Here is a 14,880-nt window from a genome sequence, read left to right as displayed (position 1 = left end):
GGATCGAACTAAAATTTATGTTATTAGTAAAAAATATCTAAAACCCTATGGGAGCAAGCAGCAGTAACCCTCTCGAAGCAGCAGGCCTAATTCGTGAGCCGATAAAAATAGGCGTGTTGCATTCGCTGACGGGCACGATGTCCATCAGCGAAATTTCTGTTAAAGACGCGACGCTGTTGGCCGTTGAGGAAATTAACGCTGCTGGAGGAGTGCTCGGACGCCCCTTGGCAGCGGTGATAGAGGATGGAGCCAGCGATTTGCAGACTTTTGCTCAAAAAGCTAAGCAATTGCTCTTAGAATCGCAGGTGGCGGTGGTATTTGGCTGTTGGACTTCGGCGAGTCGCAAGGCTGTACTGCCGGTTTTTGAGCAGGGCAACGGGTTGCTGTTTTATCCGGTGCAGTATGAAGGGCTAGAACAGTGTCCGAATATTTTTTATACTGGTGCGGCCCCGAATCAGCAGATTGTGCCTGGGGTGAACTATTTGCTGGCTCAGGGGAAGCGGAAAATTTTTCTGTTGGGTTCGGATTATATCTTTCCCCGCACGGCAAATCTGATTGTGAAAGCTCAACTGGCAGCACTCGGAGGAGAGTTGGCTGGGGAAATGTATCTGTCGCTGGGTTCTAGGGATGTGGATGAGGCGATCGCACATATTTTAGCAGTGAAACCGGATGCGATTCTCAATACTCTTAACGGCGACAGCAATGTGGCTTTTTTCCAAAAGTTGCGAGAAGCTGGCTTGAAACCGGAAAATTTGCCGGTGATGTCGGCGAGCATAGCAGAAGAGGAAGTGCGGGCGATCGGGCCGTCCAATATTGCTGGACATTTGGTGGTTTGGAACTATTTTCAAACGGTGGATACAGCGGAAAATCAGAAATTTGTCAAGGCTTATAAAGCGAGATACGGGGAAAATCGTGTCACGGATGACCCGATCGAAGCGGCTTATTTGGGCGTTTATTTGTGGAAGCAAGCAGTAGAAAAAGCTGGTTCGACAGATGTGGTTAAAGTTAGGGCGGCTGCTAAAAATATGGAGTTTGCAGCTCCATCGGGCATGGTGAAAATAGATGCCCAAACGCAGCATATCTGGAAAACAGTGCGGATTGGTAAGGTGCGATCGGACGGTCAAATTGAGGAGATTTGGAATTCGGGCGCACCGGTGCCGCCAGATCCTTTTCTTAAAGGCTATCCTTGGGCGGCGGCATTTACTCCGAGGCAGATCTCGGTGGGAACTCGGGCTTCTTTGATCGGGCTGTTTATGATCTTGGTACTGATCACTTGGATGGCGGTGGGAGTTGGGTGGATCGGTGCTGTTCAGATGAAAAACTATTTGCTGGCAATAGAAGCTGCCTCGGCGGCGGCGGGAGTTCCTGACGAATTAATGGGGGTGCTGGTGCAGCAAACTCTGTTTGTGGCGAGCGGCACTCAGCACTGGCTGATGGGGGCTTTGGTTTTGAGTTCGATCGCGGGAATAGTGGCTTTTGTGTCGGTGTCGTCGCTGATTCGGAATATCGGCTTGCTGCGACAAGCTGCGGAATTGATGGCGAGCGGGGATTTGACGGCTCGATCGCCTATTGTGTCTAATGATGCGATCGGGGTGCTATCTTCTACTCTCAATACAATGGCTCAGCAAATTAGCAGTTTGCTCAATGGTTTGGAGGTGCGGCAACGACAGCTAGAGGAGCGATCGATCGAATTGGAAGTCGCTAAGAACGCTGCGGAAGCTGCTAACCGGGCGAAAAGCACTTTTTTGGCAAATATGACTCACGAGTTGCGGACGCCCCTAAATGCGATTATTGGCTACAGTGAGCTGCTGCAAGAAGAGGCTGTGGAACTCGGCGAGGAAGAGTTTGTGATGGATTTGGCAAGCATTAATATGGCAGGCAAGCAATTGCTGAACATTATTAGTGACATCTTGGATATTTCTAAAATTGAAGCAGGAAAGATGACTCTTTTCTTGGAGAGTTTTGATGTGTTGAAGTTGGTGGAGCAGGTTGTGACTACAGTTCAACCGCTGGTAGGGAAAAATGGCAACACTTTGACTATCAATTGCGATCGCAATATTGGCACGATATACGCTGATTCGGCGAAGCTGCGGCAAGCGTTGTTGAATTTGGCGAGCAATGCTGCTAAGTTTACCGATCGAGGCAAAATTACAATTAATGTTTGGAAGGAAGAATGGGAAGTTTGGCCGGTGGACAATTCCGAGGAACTCTCGGAAATTGGCTATGAGTTTGACAAATATTCGATCGTGTTTCAAGTCACTGATACGGGCATCGGCATGACTGAGGATCAGGTGTCGAGGCTGTTTGGAGCTTTTGCGCAAGCGGACGATTCCACTACCCGCAGGTACGGCGGCACGGGTTTGGGGCTGACAATTAGCCGGAAGTTTTGCCAGATGATGGGCGGGGATATTACGGTTGATAGCGAGTTTGATTGCGGTTCTACTTTTACGATTCGCTTGCCGACTGCGGTTAAAAGCGAGCAAGAAGTGGAGGGCGATCGAGCATCGGAAGAAACAGGGCTGCAAGAAGTGCGATCGCAACCGCTGGAACTTCCCGATGCTGCAACTGTGCTAGTAATTGACGACGATCCAGACTCGCGGGATTTAATCACTCGCTGCTTGTCGAAACAAGGATTTTGGGTACTCTCGTCAGCTAGCGGTGAAGCAGGGCTTCAGTTAGCTAAGGAGTCGCTACCGGATGCGATTACTCTGGACGTGATGATGCCGAGTATGGACGGCTGGGCGGTGCTGTCGGCGTTGAAAGCCGATCCGGATTTAGCTAATATTCCAGTGATTATGTTGACTTTTTTGGACGACCCAAATCATGGTTTGGAATTAGGAGCGGCGGAGTATTTAAGGAAGCCTGTAGATTACAAGCACTTTGCTGATTTACTGAGCAAATATCAACGTCCGCGAAATTAGCGATCGGTCATATCATGCCCGATGGATTACCATAATAAAAATGGTTCGTAGTGCGGACTTCAGTCCGCTCCCGGATTGCGGACTTTAATCCGCACTACGAACCTGACTTATCGAAGTTAATCGATCGGACACGATAGGAAAACGAGAAATTTAAGATATGACTGATAGAACTGCATTGCTTAAAAGGATTACTCAAACACTTGGTAAATGTGGCGGTCGCCCCTGTATTCGCGACATGAGAATTCGTGTTAGCGACATTTTAGAACCTCTAGCAGACAATGTAACAGCTAGCGAGATTCTATCTGATTTTCCTGATTTGGAACCAGAAGACATTCAAGCCTGTCTGCTTTTTGCATCTCTCAGCATAGATTTCCCCAGGATCGCAGTATGATTTTCTGGTTGAATGCTCAATTGCCTCCAAGTTTGGCGAAATGGTTAACCGAAACGTAAGGATTCAGGTCTAAAAACTTGCGGCTCCAACGCTTGTCTGGCAAGGGTTTTAGGGCAAAATAAGGGCTTTTGTCCTGATCTGTTGATTCTCAATAAATGACGAAAAACTGTCATTTTTCGTCATTTATTGAGAATAGAAATTTATTTAGCATCAAGCTCCAGAGCTAAAGTCTTTGCCCAGCAAGGATTTCAGTGACCTGAATTCTTACACCGAAACATTCGGTGTCAACGCTGTTACATTGCAAGAGCTTGGGTTGCAGGATGCTCAAGATATTGAGATATTTAATAGGTTAAATTAATAGGTTAAATCAATTACTTTAGACGGTTCAATTGCTGAATCGCGAGGGCCAGTAAATTTGCTACGATTGTTTCATTAGTCATTAGCTAACAGTGAAAAACTAATCACCAATTACTAATGACCAATGACTAATGACTACTGACCAATGACCAATGACCAATGACTAATAACTAATGACCAATGACCAATTAATCTAAAAATCCCATTAAGGTCGAGCTGTCGTCAATTTCGTTTGAGGCAATGGGGCGCTCTCCTCCCATTGTGGAGTAAACTTCATCAATGTGCAGAGTGCTGGCGGCAATGGGTCGCGCACCGGACATATTGAACATTTCGCTGACTTGCATGGCGCTGGAGCTGATCGGTCTTCTGCCGAGTGTAGCAACCACTTCCAAGTCGCTGGCTTCGATCGGGCGATTGCCTATAGTGCCGTAGGTTTCGCTGATGTGCAGGGTGCTAACGCCGATCGGGCGATTCCCCGATATCGAGACTGTCTCGCTGATGGTAAAATCATCTGGGCCGACGGGGCGGTTATCATGCATGAGTTGCGGGCGATAAAGTTGGATGCCCGCTGATTGACCTTCGCTGGTGGCTGGTAGGGCCTTGGTAGTGCCTTTGTTGCGGGCGCTCGCTTTGACTTTATCTTTGGGTGTGAGAGCCATAATTTTTTTCCTTGCTAATTGCTGGGGGTTGATTGCTGGGTTCGGACAACTGCTTTTCTGGGCTTTCTGCTTGCTATTTCGGCCGATAATTAAAATAGTATTACAAAGTCTAACTATTTTCTTAACTAAATTGCAGAATCCCTGCATTTTTGTTAATATTTATCGGTAATAGCTACATTTTCCTATGGTAACTGCGGCAGCATCTTTTCAATTGCAAGCGCCCTTCCAGCCCACGGGCGACCAACCGCTAGCGATCGAGCAACTCGTCAAAAGCATTTCTGCGGGCGATCGATTTCAAACCTTACTCGGCGCCACAGGTACAGGCAAAACCTTCACCATTGCCTCGGTGATTGAAAAAATCGGTAGACCCACCTTAGTCTTAGCACACAACAAAACCCTGGCCGCTCAACTGTGCAACGAACTGCGAAATTTTTTCCCCAACAATGCAGTCGAATACTTTGTCAGTTATTACGACTACTACCAACCTGAAGCATACATCGCCGTCAGTGATACTTTCATTGAAAAAACCGCAGCAATTAACGACGAGATCGATATGCTGCGACACTCCGCCACGCGATCGCTCTTTGAACGCCGCGACGTAATTGTTGTAGCATCAATTAGCTGCATCTACGGTTTGGGAATGCCCGCAGAATACCTGAAAGCTGCTATTCCTTTGCAAGTAGGAATGGAAGTCAATCAGCGGCAAGTTTTGCGAGATTTAGTCAACGTCCAATATAGCCGCAACGACACAGAATCAGGCAGAGGCAAATTTCGCGTCAAAGGCGACGTTCTAGAAATCGGGCCCGCCTACGAAGATAGAATTATTCGTGTCGAATTCTTCGGCGACCAAATCGATGCCATTCGCTACGTTGACCCCGTAACTGGTAAAATTCTGGCAAGTACAACCGCTTTAAATATTTATCCAGCGCGCCACTTTGTGACGGCAGATGATAAATTAGAGGCAGCTTGTCAAGGAATAGAACTCGAATTAGAAGACCGACTGGTAGAATTTGAGAAAGAAGGAAAACTATTAGAAGCTCAGCGATTAGAACAGCGCACCCGCTACGATTTGGAAATGCTGCGCGAGGTCGGCTATTGCAACGGAGTCGAGAATCATTCGCGGCATTTAGCAGGTAGAAATGCTGGGGAACCGCCAGAATGTTTGATTGATTATTTCCCGAAAGATTGGATGTTGGTGATAGATGAATCCCACGTCACAGTGCCGCAAATTCGGGGAATGTATAACGGCGATCAAGCGCGGAAAAAAGTATTGATTGACCACGGTTTTCGGTTGCCCAGCGCTGCCGATAACCGCCCGTTGAAAGCGGAGGAATTCTGGGAAAAAGCTAATCAGTGTATTTTTGTTTCTGCGACTCCTGGTGATTGGGAAATGGAAATATCGGAAGGCAGGGTTGCTGAGCAAGTGATTCGCCCTACTGGCGTAGTCGATCCGACAATTTTTGTGCGTCCGACGGAGGGACAAATTGATGATTTGTTGGGGGAAATCAAGGAGAGAGTAAGTCGGAATGAGCGTGTTTTGGTGACGACTTTGACGAAGCGGATGGCGGAAGATTTAACGGAATATTTGCAGGAAAGGGCGATTAAAGTTCGGTATTTGCACTCGGAAATTCAGTCGATTCAACGGATAGAAATTATCCAAGATTTGCAGGATGGTAAGTTTGATGTATTAATCGGCGTTAACTTGCTGCGGGAGGGTTTGGATTTGCCGGAGGTGTCGCTGGTGGTGATTTTGGATGCGGATAAGGAGGGGTTTTTGCGATCGGAACGTTCTTTGATTCAAACGATTGGGCGGGCGGCGCGCCATGTGCAGGGACAGGCTATTTTGTATGCGGATAATCTGACGAAAAGCATGATTAAGGCGATCGATGAAACGGATCGCCGCCGGGGGATTCAGGTAGCCTACAATAAGATGCACGGGATTACGCCGCAACCGATCGCGAAAAAGCGATCGACTAACGCGATTCTGGCGTTTCTGGATGTGTCGCGCAAGCTGAATTCTCAGCAGTTGGAGGAGGTTTACGAACAGGTTGATGAGTTATCTTTGGATGAGATTCCTCAGTTAATCGGGCGCTTGGAGACTCAGATGAAGGCGGCGGCGAAGAAGTTGGAGTTTGAGGAGGCTGGTAAGTTGCGCGATCGCATTAAGCATCTGCGCGATAAACTGTTAGGTCATTAAGGAAGAGTGGGAGGATATGATGTTCGATCGCATTACCTTCGATCAAAAAATTATGGGAGGGAGAGCTTGCATTCGAGGAATGCGAATCACTGTTTCTTTGGTAGTGAGTTTAGTAGCAAATGGGATGAGTGTAGGAGAAATCTTGGCAGGTTATCCCTATTTGGAAGCTGAGGATATTAAAGCTAGTCTCCAGTATGCAGCATTTTTGACAAACGAGCAAATTCGTCCATTTAGCGGGAGTGCAGCGTGAATTTTTTGGCTGACATGGGTGTGTCTCCTGTAACGGTGCAAGCACTTCGCCAGCAGGGATATGATGCTGTACACTTAAATGAACAAGGATTGGAGCGTTTGCCAGATTTTGAAATATTGGAAAAAGCTCGCCAATAGCAGCGAATTGTTTTAACTTTTGACCTGGATTTTGGCGAGCTTTTGGCTATCAGTTCTGAATCTCTTCCAAGTGTGATTATTTTTAGACGGCAAAACACTATCCCAGCGTTTGTTAGTGCTAGATTGCTTGCTGTTTTGTCAGAGTGCGGTGAAGATTTGGAAACAGGTGCGATTGTGACAGTGGAAGATAATCGTTATCGAGTGCGGCGACTTCCTATTTAGGTAGAAAAGAGTAGACTCGGCGGTTGAAACCGCGTCTATACAAGCAAAACCCGCGGCTCGACTGAGCTTCGCCGAACGTCCTCCGCGGGTTGAAGAATGGCGGAGATTGTGCGATCGCATTAAGCATCTGCGCGATAAACTGTTAGGACTTGCGTAGAAATAAAATCCCAGCCCTGCAATTGTATTGTCGAAGGAGTAGCCAAAGGATTGGTATAGTATTAAGCTGCAAGCCCCTAAGCTATTTCCTGATTTTCTTGCCAGTTTTCCAATATCTAGGGGCTGTTTGAGGCCCCTTTGCACCCCCTTTGCACCCGCCGTGCGATCGCAATTAGCCTGGTTCAATGCCCGTCACGCTTTTGGGCAAGCCTGCCCGAAAAATCAACTCGGCAGTCAACCTCAGCTCTGGAAAAGCCAGCGACTCAACAGTGTCATCGCCCCGAAACTGCTTGATCTGGTACTCCCCGTCTACTAACTGGCAAACCGAAAGGGTGGGTTGTTTGGGATTGCCGATAAACTTGCGACCGCCCAAACCGAGATAGTCCACAATCCAGTATTCGGGAATGCCTATTTCTTCGTAGTCAGCGAACTTGAAATGGTAATCATCTCGCCAATTGGTGCTAACGACCTCTACAGCCAATCGCACCGAACTGCCCATCGTAATGATGGACTCCCTTTTCCAGCGCGGTTCGGACTGGCGTAGAGCGGGCAACTCCAGAACAATTACATCTGGCTGATAACCTGCCTCGTTGCGGACGGGTTTGAGTAGGTACTCTTTCGGCACGATGCAGGGTAATTGTTGCTGCCGAACCTCTAAAAACACTTCGCCAGAAATAAACCCGGCTACGGCCGAGTGGTCGCCTGTTCCTAAAGGCATTTCGACAATTACTCCATTGTGTAGCTCGTAGCGGCGGACAGAGTTCTCTGGATACCAGGCCGCGAATTCGTCAAACGTAACTGTTTGGGGGATTGCTTGGGTTTGGATCATGATGTTCTGATTCATTTACGCGCTCACATTTCTGTACATAGCTATGCAATGCTGGAGATGTAACGATAGCAATCCCGTCATTACTGACAGAACAGGTCGAATCCGACAAAGCACGTAACAAAATATTACGTGCGCCGTTCAAATCTCGTCCAATTACCGTTTGGCAATTCGGACATTTGAACACTTTAGAGCCACCAAGCTTGCGATGAATATGACCGCATTTTCCACAAGTTTTGGACGTATAGGCTTCAGATACATCAACAACAATCGAACCATTTCTGTCGGCTTGGTGTTTGATGACTTGCTTGAAACGATAATGCGCCCATGTCAGCATTTGACGTGCTGACTTTTTATTGATTTTCCGTTTAGCACGTCTCACCATTTGAGACGTTTCAAATGTTGGTAGGAAAATAACTTGGTAATTTGTGGTCAGAAAGTGTGCAGCTTTTTTATGAAGTTCATTAACAAGATTTTGAATCTTGCTTCTGATTCTTTCCGCAGCCTTTCTTATCGCTCTTCGTTGCTTGGAAGATACTCTAGTCATCTTTCCCATTAACTTGTCAAGATATTGACACAGGCGGGTGATTCTTCCGATATCTCCACTACCAATCTCAATTACTTTTTCCGAGTCGTAGCCCGTGAGGAATGTCCGAATACCAGGGTCTAAAGCAATTGCCGAGTTAGCTTTTGATGGTTTTGAGTCATATTCTTCGGGAAAAATAGCGAACCAATTACTACGATGCAAAACAAGCTGAGTCCCATATTTGCAAGACATTGGAACAGGCTCGGATGCGGTGAATTTTAGTCCTTTAACTTTTGACTTAAACCACATCCCGCCCCTGAAGTTGGCATCATTGAATTTAACTGTAGAGCGAAGATTGCGAATGCTTCGATACTTGGCATCATGGCTAGCAGCATACGCTCTGTGAGCGTCGAAAATAGCATTTTGCCTGATATGACATGGTGTATCTTTTACCCACTTTGGTAAATCTGATTGCATGATTTTGTTACGCAATTTGAGCTTACCTAGACGGTCTTGCTTTTGTTGATAAATTGCCTGGTTGTAGCAATATCGTGTTGCTGCCATCCACGTTTTCCAAATCTTGCCCAGTGCTGGCTCTGGGTAAATCTGAATCTTCCTTGATTTTAGTTTTATACTTTCGGAGTCCGTAGAGTCTACAGGAAAAGACGTGAATAATGGCAAGGATGTCTTCAACCATTTCTCGCTCTGGAGAAAGATTGTCTTGGTTGAGAACCACGATTTTTGTTCCATCGAGCTGACAGAGCCATTCAATGAGTTCAAAACCAAATCTGGCAAGTCGGTCTTTGTGGGCAACAATAACAGAGCCGACATTGCCTGTACGGACGGCTTCCAAAATGGATCTAAGTCCTTGCCTTTTGAAATTAAGCCCGGAGGCAATGTCGGTAATGAGTTCGGCTGATGGATAGAGTTCAAGTAGTTTTGCAACTTGTCGGTCAAGGTCAGATTTTTGTCCTCGACTAGAGACTCTGGCATACAAAATTGTTCTAAGGTTGGTTTTGTTTTGTCCGGCATAAGAATTAATTGAGTATCGTCGTTGACCAGCGGGTGTGCGGATGGTTTTGATAATGCCATCCTTCTCCCACCGTCTGAGCGTATGCAAGCAAACTCCAAAATGTTCGGCTGCTTGTCTTGGGGTTGAGTAGGTATCCAATTTATGAATAATGCTTACTGCTTTCACAACTTAGCAAATAATTCAGATATTTTCAGTAAAATTCAATAAATCAACCTACAGGACTATGCTCCTTTGCTAGACATCCGCTAGACATTAACTAACTTCCTTGCTTTCCTTGCCCCGCTTAGCTTTGGTGGCTCATGGGGCTTTGGTTTCTGTGGGTACGCTGACTTGATCCGACGCTCGCTCCTTCCTCTCTATCAAGGCTTTCTTGACCAAGACAAGAACCAGTTGAGGAATAGAACGAAATTCAGAATCAGCCCATTTTTTCAACTCCTTGTACTCGTCAAAGTCAAAGCTGATGGTAGTTCTCGGTCGCTTGGTAGCCATATCGCGCAGTTGTCTATACATATCAACATTATCCGCGACTGTCTACCCAGGCTTCAATTTACCATCAGGTACATCACTTGTCAACTGTGATGTACCTGTATATTACTAATAGCACCTATAGACGAATCGATTCCAAATCGATTTCAAATTGATTCCCCCAACCAGGCTAAAATATGGAACTCGAAAACCCGACTGTGATTGACGTAGAGGCTGAAGAAATCGATTACCACGAACAAGAATCGATTGAGTGTTGATACACAGCAGCACAGATTCAAAGCATCTTAGGGTTGAACAAGGCGGCATTGCAGAAAGCGATCGCCAAACTGCAAAACATCTACAATATCGAGCTTAAAGCCCTACGCAGAGGGAGTGCCAGAGCTACGGAATACTCCCAGATGGCTTTAGGGACTTGCGTAGAAATAAAATCCCAGCCATGCAATTGTATGAGACTTGCGTAGAAATAAAATCCCAGCCATGCAATTGTATTGTCGAAGGAGTAGCCAAAGGATTGGTATAGTATTAAGCTGCAAGCCCCTTAGGTCATTAAACTCGGCGCCTGATCGCTCGCTGCTTACAACACGCGAGCGGGGACGCTCCCACTCGGATATAATTCCGAGATAACCGGATTAAATTCAACCTAAGAGCCAGCATTTGCCAATTCTTCTCGCAGCATTTTCTGGTAGACTTTGGGCAAACTAGAACTCATAGAATTGTTCTCAATTCCATATCCCAAACTCGTCCAAGTTCCCGAAAGCATCCGCAAAACATCAGTTAATCTTTCCTGCCGCAACATCTCAGGAATATCAGCTTTCCAAAATTTGCGATCGCTCAACCAAGCATAAACCACAGCATCCTGATCTTCCGGTTCAAAACTGTAATCTGCCCAGAATAAAAAATCAGCGCGACGGGCGTGATAGCGCTTCGCCTTATCATTCCAAGTCGTAGTCAAAAATTGATATCTGCCCGCCGCCGTAGTACACTTACCCCGATTCGGGCCGTTAACAATTCTCACGCACCAGTCAGGATGACGGCTCAAATCTAATATATATTTTCCGCCGTAAACAACGTGATAAGGCCGAGAAACATTTGACTCGCTAGCAGAAATAGTACGCATCAAAGCTCGAATATAAGGATCGCCCGTTTTCATAGCTAGCGGTGGCGATTTGCTAACCCGACTCGCCGCAGACGAAAACTGCTGATTTCCTCGCAAATTGGCAACCAAAAAAACAGCGCCGCCAATCACAGCGCCGATTAAAAGTAGAAATCCGAGGATTTGAATTTCGGCTCGCCTCAGCAAAGTTTTTTGGCGGCGGCGCAATTTCTTTATTTCAAATGCAGTCATTTCCATTTCGGCGATTTCGGCTAATTTTCGAGTTGCCCGCATCCGGCGTACTCGAAAATCGTGTTGATATAGCGGCGCGGCTAATAGCGTTAAACTCGATAAAGCCCCCGCCAATTTTACCAGCCAGAAATCTAATTCACCGGCGATCGCAATATTTGTGAGAGTAGAGATTCCTGTGAGCAACTTAGCTGGATCGATCGATCGCGCGGGCCAATAAAAAAGAGCAATTTGCACCAGTAGCGACAGATTAAATGCAAAAAAAATCACTACCACAGCATTCAAGCCTTCTCGAAAGTGCGATCGAACTCCAGTATGCCGCCGCTTGAACTTGCGCGCCACTAGAAAGCGGCTCGGCAGCATACTGAGTAAGGGATTGATGATTTTAACGACTAAAAAATGGGCGACAAAGAACAAAGGTAACTGAATTAGCCAAGCCGCCAGGAACAGAGTTAGAAAGCCGATATCGTCGCTGGCGAAAGGAATCCCCCTGCGAAGGACGAAACTAAAACTCTGGGCGAGAGCAAATGCCCTTAACCACGAAATCGGATAGGGCAACCAAGCTGGCCACTTGAGAATTTTCATGCTGAGAGAGAGAAATTTCAATGGCGGATTGTCAAACTCTTAAGATTTTGCCAGATTTGGCGATCGAAAAATTGCGATCGGGTGCGGAGCCTCCAAATTTCGACTTAAATCAAATAGTTTTTTGTCTAACGCACACCGTCAACGACTGATTGCTTGTACATTCTAACTTTTAGAGCTAAGCTTCAATAAATATCTAACTTAAGGTAGATGGCTCAATGGTTAATAAGTTCTTAAGCAAAGTAACGATCGCTGTGGGGCTGTCGCTGCCACTGTTAGCGTTGACAGCACCTAGCGTTTTCGCTCGCACGGTCAGAGTTGCCGTGATCAACAACAGCGGCAAGACGATGACAGCCGTTTATATGTCTGCTCCCAGTAAGGATACGTGGGGAGAAAACGAGCTAGCTGAGCCCATTGCCGATCGGGAAAAGGCAGATTTTGCGTGGAATCAAGGTGACTACGAAGGCGTGGATGCGGGCTGTATTTTTGATGTCAGAGCCGAATACTCGGATGGCCAATCCACAGAGTTGGATGCTGTTAACCTTTGTAAAGAACCAGCGCTCAACTTCAGATAGTTCATAATTTAGTAGACAAAAATCGGGTTTTTTCAAGTCCGATATTCATCAAAAAGATTTTGGACTTTGGAAAAACCCGATTGATGCGATTTTATCGGTTAAAAAAACGGTTTCTTTGTTAGCTACCAGGGGCTAAAGAAACCGAGTTTTTTACCTAAACTGCTGGCTGAAACCCGTCTTTTCGTAAAAAAACTGCTGGTTGAGCGTAGCCGAAACCCGGTTTCTGGACACCTGTGCGCCAGCCCTAATTCAATCAAACTACACTAGCAAACAACTCCTCAAAACTCTTTTGCGGGGCCTCCGGCTTCGCCACAATTTCCACAACCTTGTTGCGAGAAGCCGGCTGAAACAGCGCCTCCACGCAGACTTCAGCTACCTTAGTGCGGGGAATGCTGCTTTCAAACATTGTGTCTGCGCCCGTCATGACGATCGCATCTGAATTATCCTCATTTTTGAGACCGCCCGGACGGACAATGGTATAAGTCAAGCCGCTTTTCTGCAAATACTCCTCGGCTTGCTTCTTCCAAACCAGAATCAGCCAAAACAGATTCAACGGGTGAAAAAACTGAGAAACGCACAGAGAAGTCACCAGCACAAAATGCTCAATTCCCTTAGCCTTAGCTGTCTCCACCAAATTTTTAGTCCCCTCAAAATCCACCTTGTAAGGCGCTGTGGGGTCAAAACCAGGGGCTGCCCCTGTCGCGCACAGCAACACCGTACTATCGCCGATAGCATCGCCCAGAGAAGTCGCATTTAATACATCCCCAGTCACTAACTCTACCTCCGGTGGTAAAATTTGTCTAGCTGTCTCTAGATTTCGGACTAAAGCACGCACGGGAATGCCCCGCTTGACTAATTCTGTGACAATTCGGCGGCCCGTCTGGCCTGTGGCTCCTGCTACAAATGCTTTCATAAGTCAAGTTATGCTGTTCTAGGGTAAGTTTTTTTGCTATCTATTTCTCAATTGTAGGGAGGAAACTCCCTTACCACATCCCCAACCCGATCGATTGGCGCGTATTACAGGAGAGCATACGATGAAGCTGGATTCCGCTGAATATCAAACTGTTGAAGCTACTGACGAAAATTGCTACCCAGATGCGAGTTTTGGGCAGCCCGAAAGTGGAGCTGCGGATGCAACAGATGAAGTGGAGCCGATTTGGTTTCACACGCATTTTGAAGACAGCATGGAGATGTACGCCGATGCTGCTACGGTGGCTGAGCATTTGAACAATCACAAGAGTTGGTTTTGCCAGTGCGCTTTGCCGATGACGGCCCAGGCGATCGGCGAAAACGGCTATGATTTGTTAATCGGGCGTTTTGGGGCTTTCGGCTACCGAGTCGAAGCGAGAATTGGTTTAGAATTGCTGCCACCTGACGCTGAGGGCTGCTATTTGATTAAGACAATCCCGGTTCCGAATTATACCTCGCCCGGATATGAGGTGGATTTTCGATCGGCAATGAAGCTAGTGGAGATACCCTCTGACGAGTTTGCCGCCGATTGGCCTGCGTCAGAGCGTGCTCAGCTACCGCCTGCGATTACCAGTGCTACGTGGAAGCTGGATTTAGCTGTAGGGGTTTGCTTTCCTAAGTTTATTCGATCGATGTCTCAACCTCTGATTGAAAAAACCGGCGATGCCCTTTTGGAAAAAATCATCAAACAAGTCAACCGTCGCTTGACTTATAAAACTCAGCTACTTTTTCACGAAAGTTTGAACATTCCTTTTCCGAAAAATCCTAAGAAACACTAACAAAACTTCCGCCTCAACTCACATTTGTAGGGTGCGCACTGCGCACCTTACCCCTCGAAGTAATTCCTTAGACATAGATAGCAACTTGGCTAAAGTTTGATTTTAGGGTTGAACTAGGTCTAACTCTACAAATGGAGCAGCCACTCTCCCGAACCAAACCTTTTCTAATAACAGTTGTTCAATTGCTTTTCCACGATAAATAAATTTTCCTCTCGGCTCCAAATCTTTTTGATAGCTGAAACGGAATTGATATTTCCCTGGTTTGAGTTCGTCACAAACCCAAACACTACCATCTCCAAAATCTATGGTTAGCCCTGTATAATTACCCTTGTACAAGAGGATAGTATCTGGAAATAAGGTAACAGTTTCTCCTGGCATGGCTAAAATAAAATCCGATGCCGATGGTAATCTAAGTACATTGCTGTTTCTACCCCACTCTCTTATTTTGCCATCCGGTTCCAGAAGTTATGGA

15 protein-coding genes and 1 pseudogene are annotated in these 14,880 nt (G+C 46.5%); 8 read left to right on the top strand and 8 right to left on the bottom strand.

Going from position 1 to position 14,880, the window contains the following annotated elements; translation table 11 throughout:
• The first annotated feature begins 47 nt into the window (after window positions 1–47).
• Window positions 48–2,921 (top strand): urea ABC transporter substrate-binding protein, encoded by a 2,874-nt coding sequence (gene urtA, locus QUB52_RS01840; RefSeq protein WP_265233687.1) that lies wholly within the window; start codon window positions 48–50, stop codon window positions 2,919–2,921.
• Window positions 2,922–3,078: 157 nt separating this feature from the next.
• The gene (locus QUB52_RS01835; RefSeq protein ID WP_265233688.1) at window positions 3,079–3,312 is read left to right on the top strand and encodes a DUF433 domain-containing protein; all 234 of its coding nucleotides are present in this window, start codon (window positions 3,079–3,081) and stop codon (window positions 3,310–3,312) included.
• Window positions 3,313–3,857: 545 nt separating this feature from the next.
• Here QUB52_RS01835 and QUB52_RS01830 read toward each other — a convergent pair.
• Window positions 3,858–4,328 carry a hypothetical protein gene (locus QUB52_RS01830; RefSeq protein WP_332972252.1) on the bottom strand — a complete coding sequence of 157 codons (471 nt, stop codon included), beginning with the start codon at window positions 4,326–4,328 and terminating at the stop codon, window positions 3,858–3,860.
• Window positions 4,329–4,512: 184 nt separating this feature from the next.
• On the opposite strand from QUB52_RS01830, the gene uvrB reads away from it, so the two are divergent.
• From uvrB to QUB52_RS01815, 3 genes and pseudogenes are all read left to right on the top strand, one after another.
• A complete protein-coding gene (gene uvrB, locus QUB52_RS01825; protein WP_332972251.1) occupies window positions 4,513–6,525 on the top strand; it encodes an excinuclease ABC subunit UvrB in 2,013 nt (670 codons plus the stop codon).
• Between the two features lie 16 nt (window positions 6,526–6,541).
• The gene (locus tag QUB52_RS01820) at window positions 6,542–6,775 is read left to right on the top strand and encodes a DUF433 domain-containing protein (RefSeq protein WP_442923155.1); all 234 of its coding nucleotides are present in this window, start codon (window positions 6,542–6,544) and stop codon (window positions 6,773–6,775) included.
• Window positions 6,772–7,134: pseudogene (locus QUB52_RS01815) on the top strand (DUF5615 family PIN-like protein). Before QUB52_RS01820 ends, QUB52_RS01815 begins: the two are co-directional and overlap by 4 nt.
• Before the next feature lie 328 nt (window positions 7,135–7,462).
• Here QUB52_RS01815 and QUB52_RS01810 read toward each other — a convergent pair.
• The 5 genes from QUB52_RS01810 to QUB52_RS01790 all read right to left on the bottom strand — a co-directional run bounded on the left by QUB52_RS01810 (window position 7,463) and on the right by QUB52_RS01790 (window position 12,088).
• Window positions 7,463–8,119: a Uma2 family endonuclease gene (locus QUB52_RS01810; RefSeq protein ID WP_332968994.1), complete on the bottom strand. Its 657-nt coding sequence runs from the start codon at window positions 8,117–8,119 to the stop codon at window positions 7,463–7,465.
• The gene (locus QUB52_RS01805; RefSeq protein WP_332972250.1) at window positions 8,079–9,206 is read right to left on the bottom strand and encodes an RNA-guided endonuclease InsQ/TnpB family protein; all 1,128 of its coding nucleotides are present in this window, start codon (window positions 9,204–9,206) and stop codon (window positions 8,079–8,081) included. Before QUB52_RS01805 ends, QUB52_RS01810 begins: the two co-directional genes overlap by 41 nt.
• Window positions 9,142–9,813, bottom strand: a complete 672-nt coding sequence (locus QUB52_RS01800; protein ID WP_332972305.1) for an IS607 family transposase — start codon at window positions 9,811–9,813, stop codon at window positions 9,142–9,144. The genes QUB52_RS01805 and QUB52_RS01800 overlap by 65 nt, the downstream gene beginning before the upstream one ends.
• 159 nt (window positions 9,814–9,972) lie before the next feature.
• Window positions 9,973–10,185, bottom strand: a complete 213-nt coding sequence (locus QUB52_RS01795) for a ribbon-helix-helix domain-containing protein (RefSeq protein ID WP_265233694.1) — start codon at window positions 10,183–10,185, stop codon at window positions 9,973–9,975.
• Between the two features lie 616 nt (window positions 10,186–10,801).
• On the bottom strand, window positions 10,802–12,088 hold the full coding sequence (locus tag QUB52_RS01790; protein WP_332972249.1) for a glycoside hydrolase family 24 protein: 1,287 nt from the start codon (window positions 12,086–12,088) through the stop codon (window positions 10,802–10,804).
• Between the two features lie 20 nt (window positions 12,089–12,108).
• Here QUB52_RS01790 and QUB52_RS01785 point away from each other — a divergent pair, with 20 nt between their 5' ends.
• On the top strand, window positions 12,109–12,237 hold the full coding sequence (locus tag QUB52_RS01785) for a hypothetical protein (protein ID WP_265233695.1): 129 nt from the start codon (window positions 12,109–12,111) through the stop codon (window positions 12,235–12,237).
• Between the two features lie 66 nt (window positions 12,238–12,303).
• Window positions 12,304–12,660 (top strand): hypothetical protein, encoded by a 357-nt coding sequence (locus QUB52_RS01780; RefSeq protein WP_332972248.1) that lies wholly within the window; start codon window positions 12,304–12,306, stop codon window positions 12,658–12,660.
• A 253-nt stretch (window positions 12,661–12,913) separates the two neighbouring features.
• On the opposite strand, the gene QUB52_RS01775 is transcribed toward QUB52_RS01780, so the two are convergent.
• The gene (locus tag QUB52_RS01775; RefSeq protein WP_265233697.1) at window positions 12,914–13,573 is read right to left on the bottom strand and encodes an NAD(P)H-binding protein; all 660 of its coding nucleotides are present in this window, start codon (window positions 13,571–13,573) and stop codon (window positions 12,914–12,916) included.
• Window positions 13,574–13,694: 121 nt separating this feature from the next.
• Between QUB52_RS01775 and QUB52_RS01770 the strand changes: the two genes are divergently transcribed.
• Window positions 13,695–14,408, top strand: a complete 714-nt coding sequence (locus QUB52_RS01770; RefSeq protein WP_265233698.1) for a DUF1997 domain-containing protein — start codon at window positions 13,695–13,697, stop codon at window positions 14,406–14,408.
• 102 nt (window positions 14,409–14,510) lie between these two features.
• On the opposite strand, the gene QUB52_RS01765 is transcribed toward QUB52_RS01770, so the two are convergent.
• The gene (locus QUB52_RS01765; RefSeq protein WP_265233699.1) at window positions 14,511–14,786 is read right to left on the bottom strand and encodes a hypothetical protein; all 276 of its coding nucleotides are present in this window, start codon (window positions 14,784–14,786) and stop codon (window positions 14,511–14,513) included.
• Window positions 14,787–14,880: the final 94 nt, after the last annotated feature.

The organism is Microcoleus sp. A6-C6 (assembly GCF_036705955.1).
In the GTDB taxonomy this organism is placed as follows: domain Bacteria; phylum Cyanobacteriota; class Cyanobacteriia; order Cyanobacteriales; family Microcoleaceae; genus Microcoleus.
The sequence above is the reverse complement of the archived record's forward strand: the minus strand, read 5'-3'. Positions and strand labels throughout refer to the sequence as shown.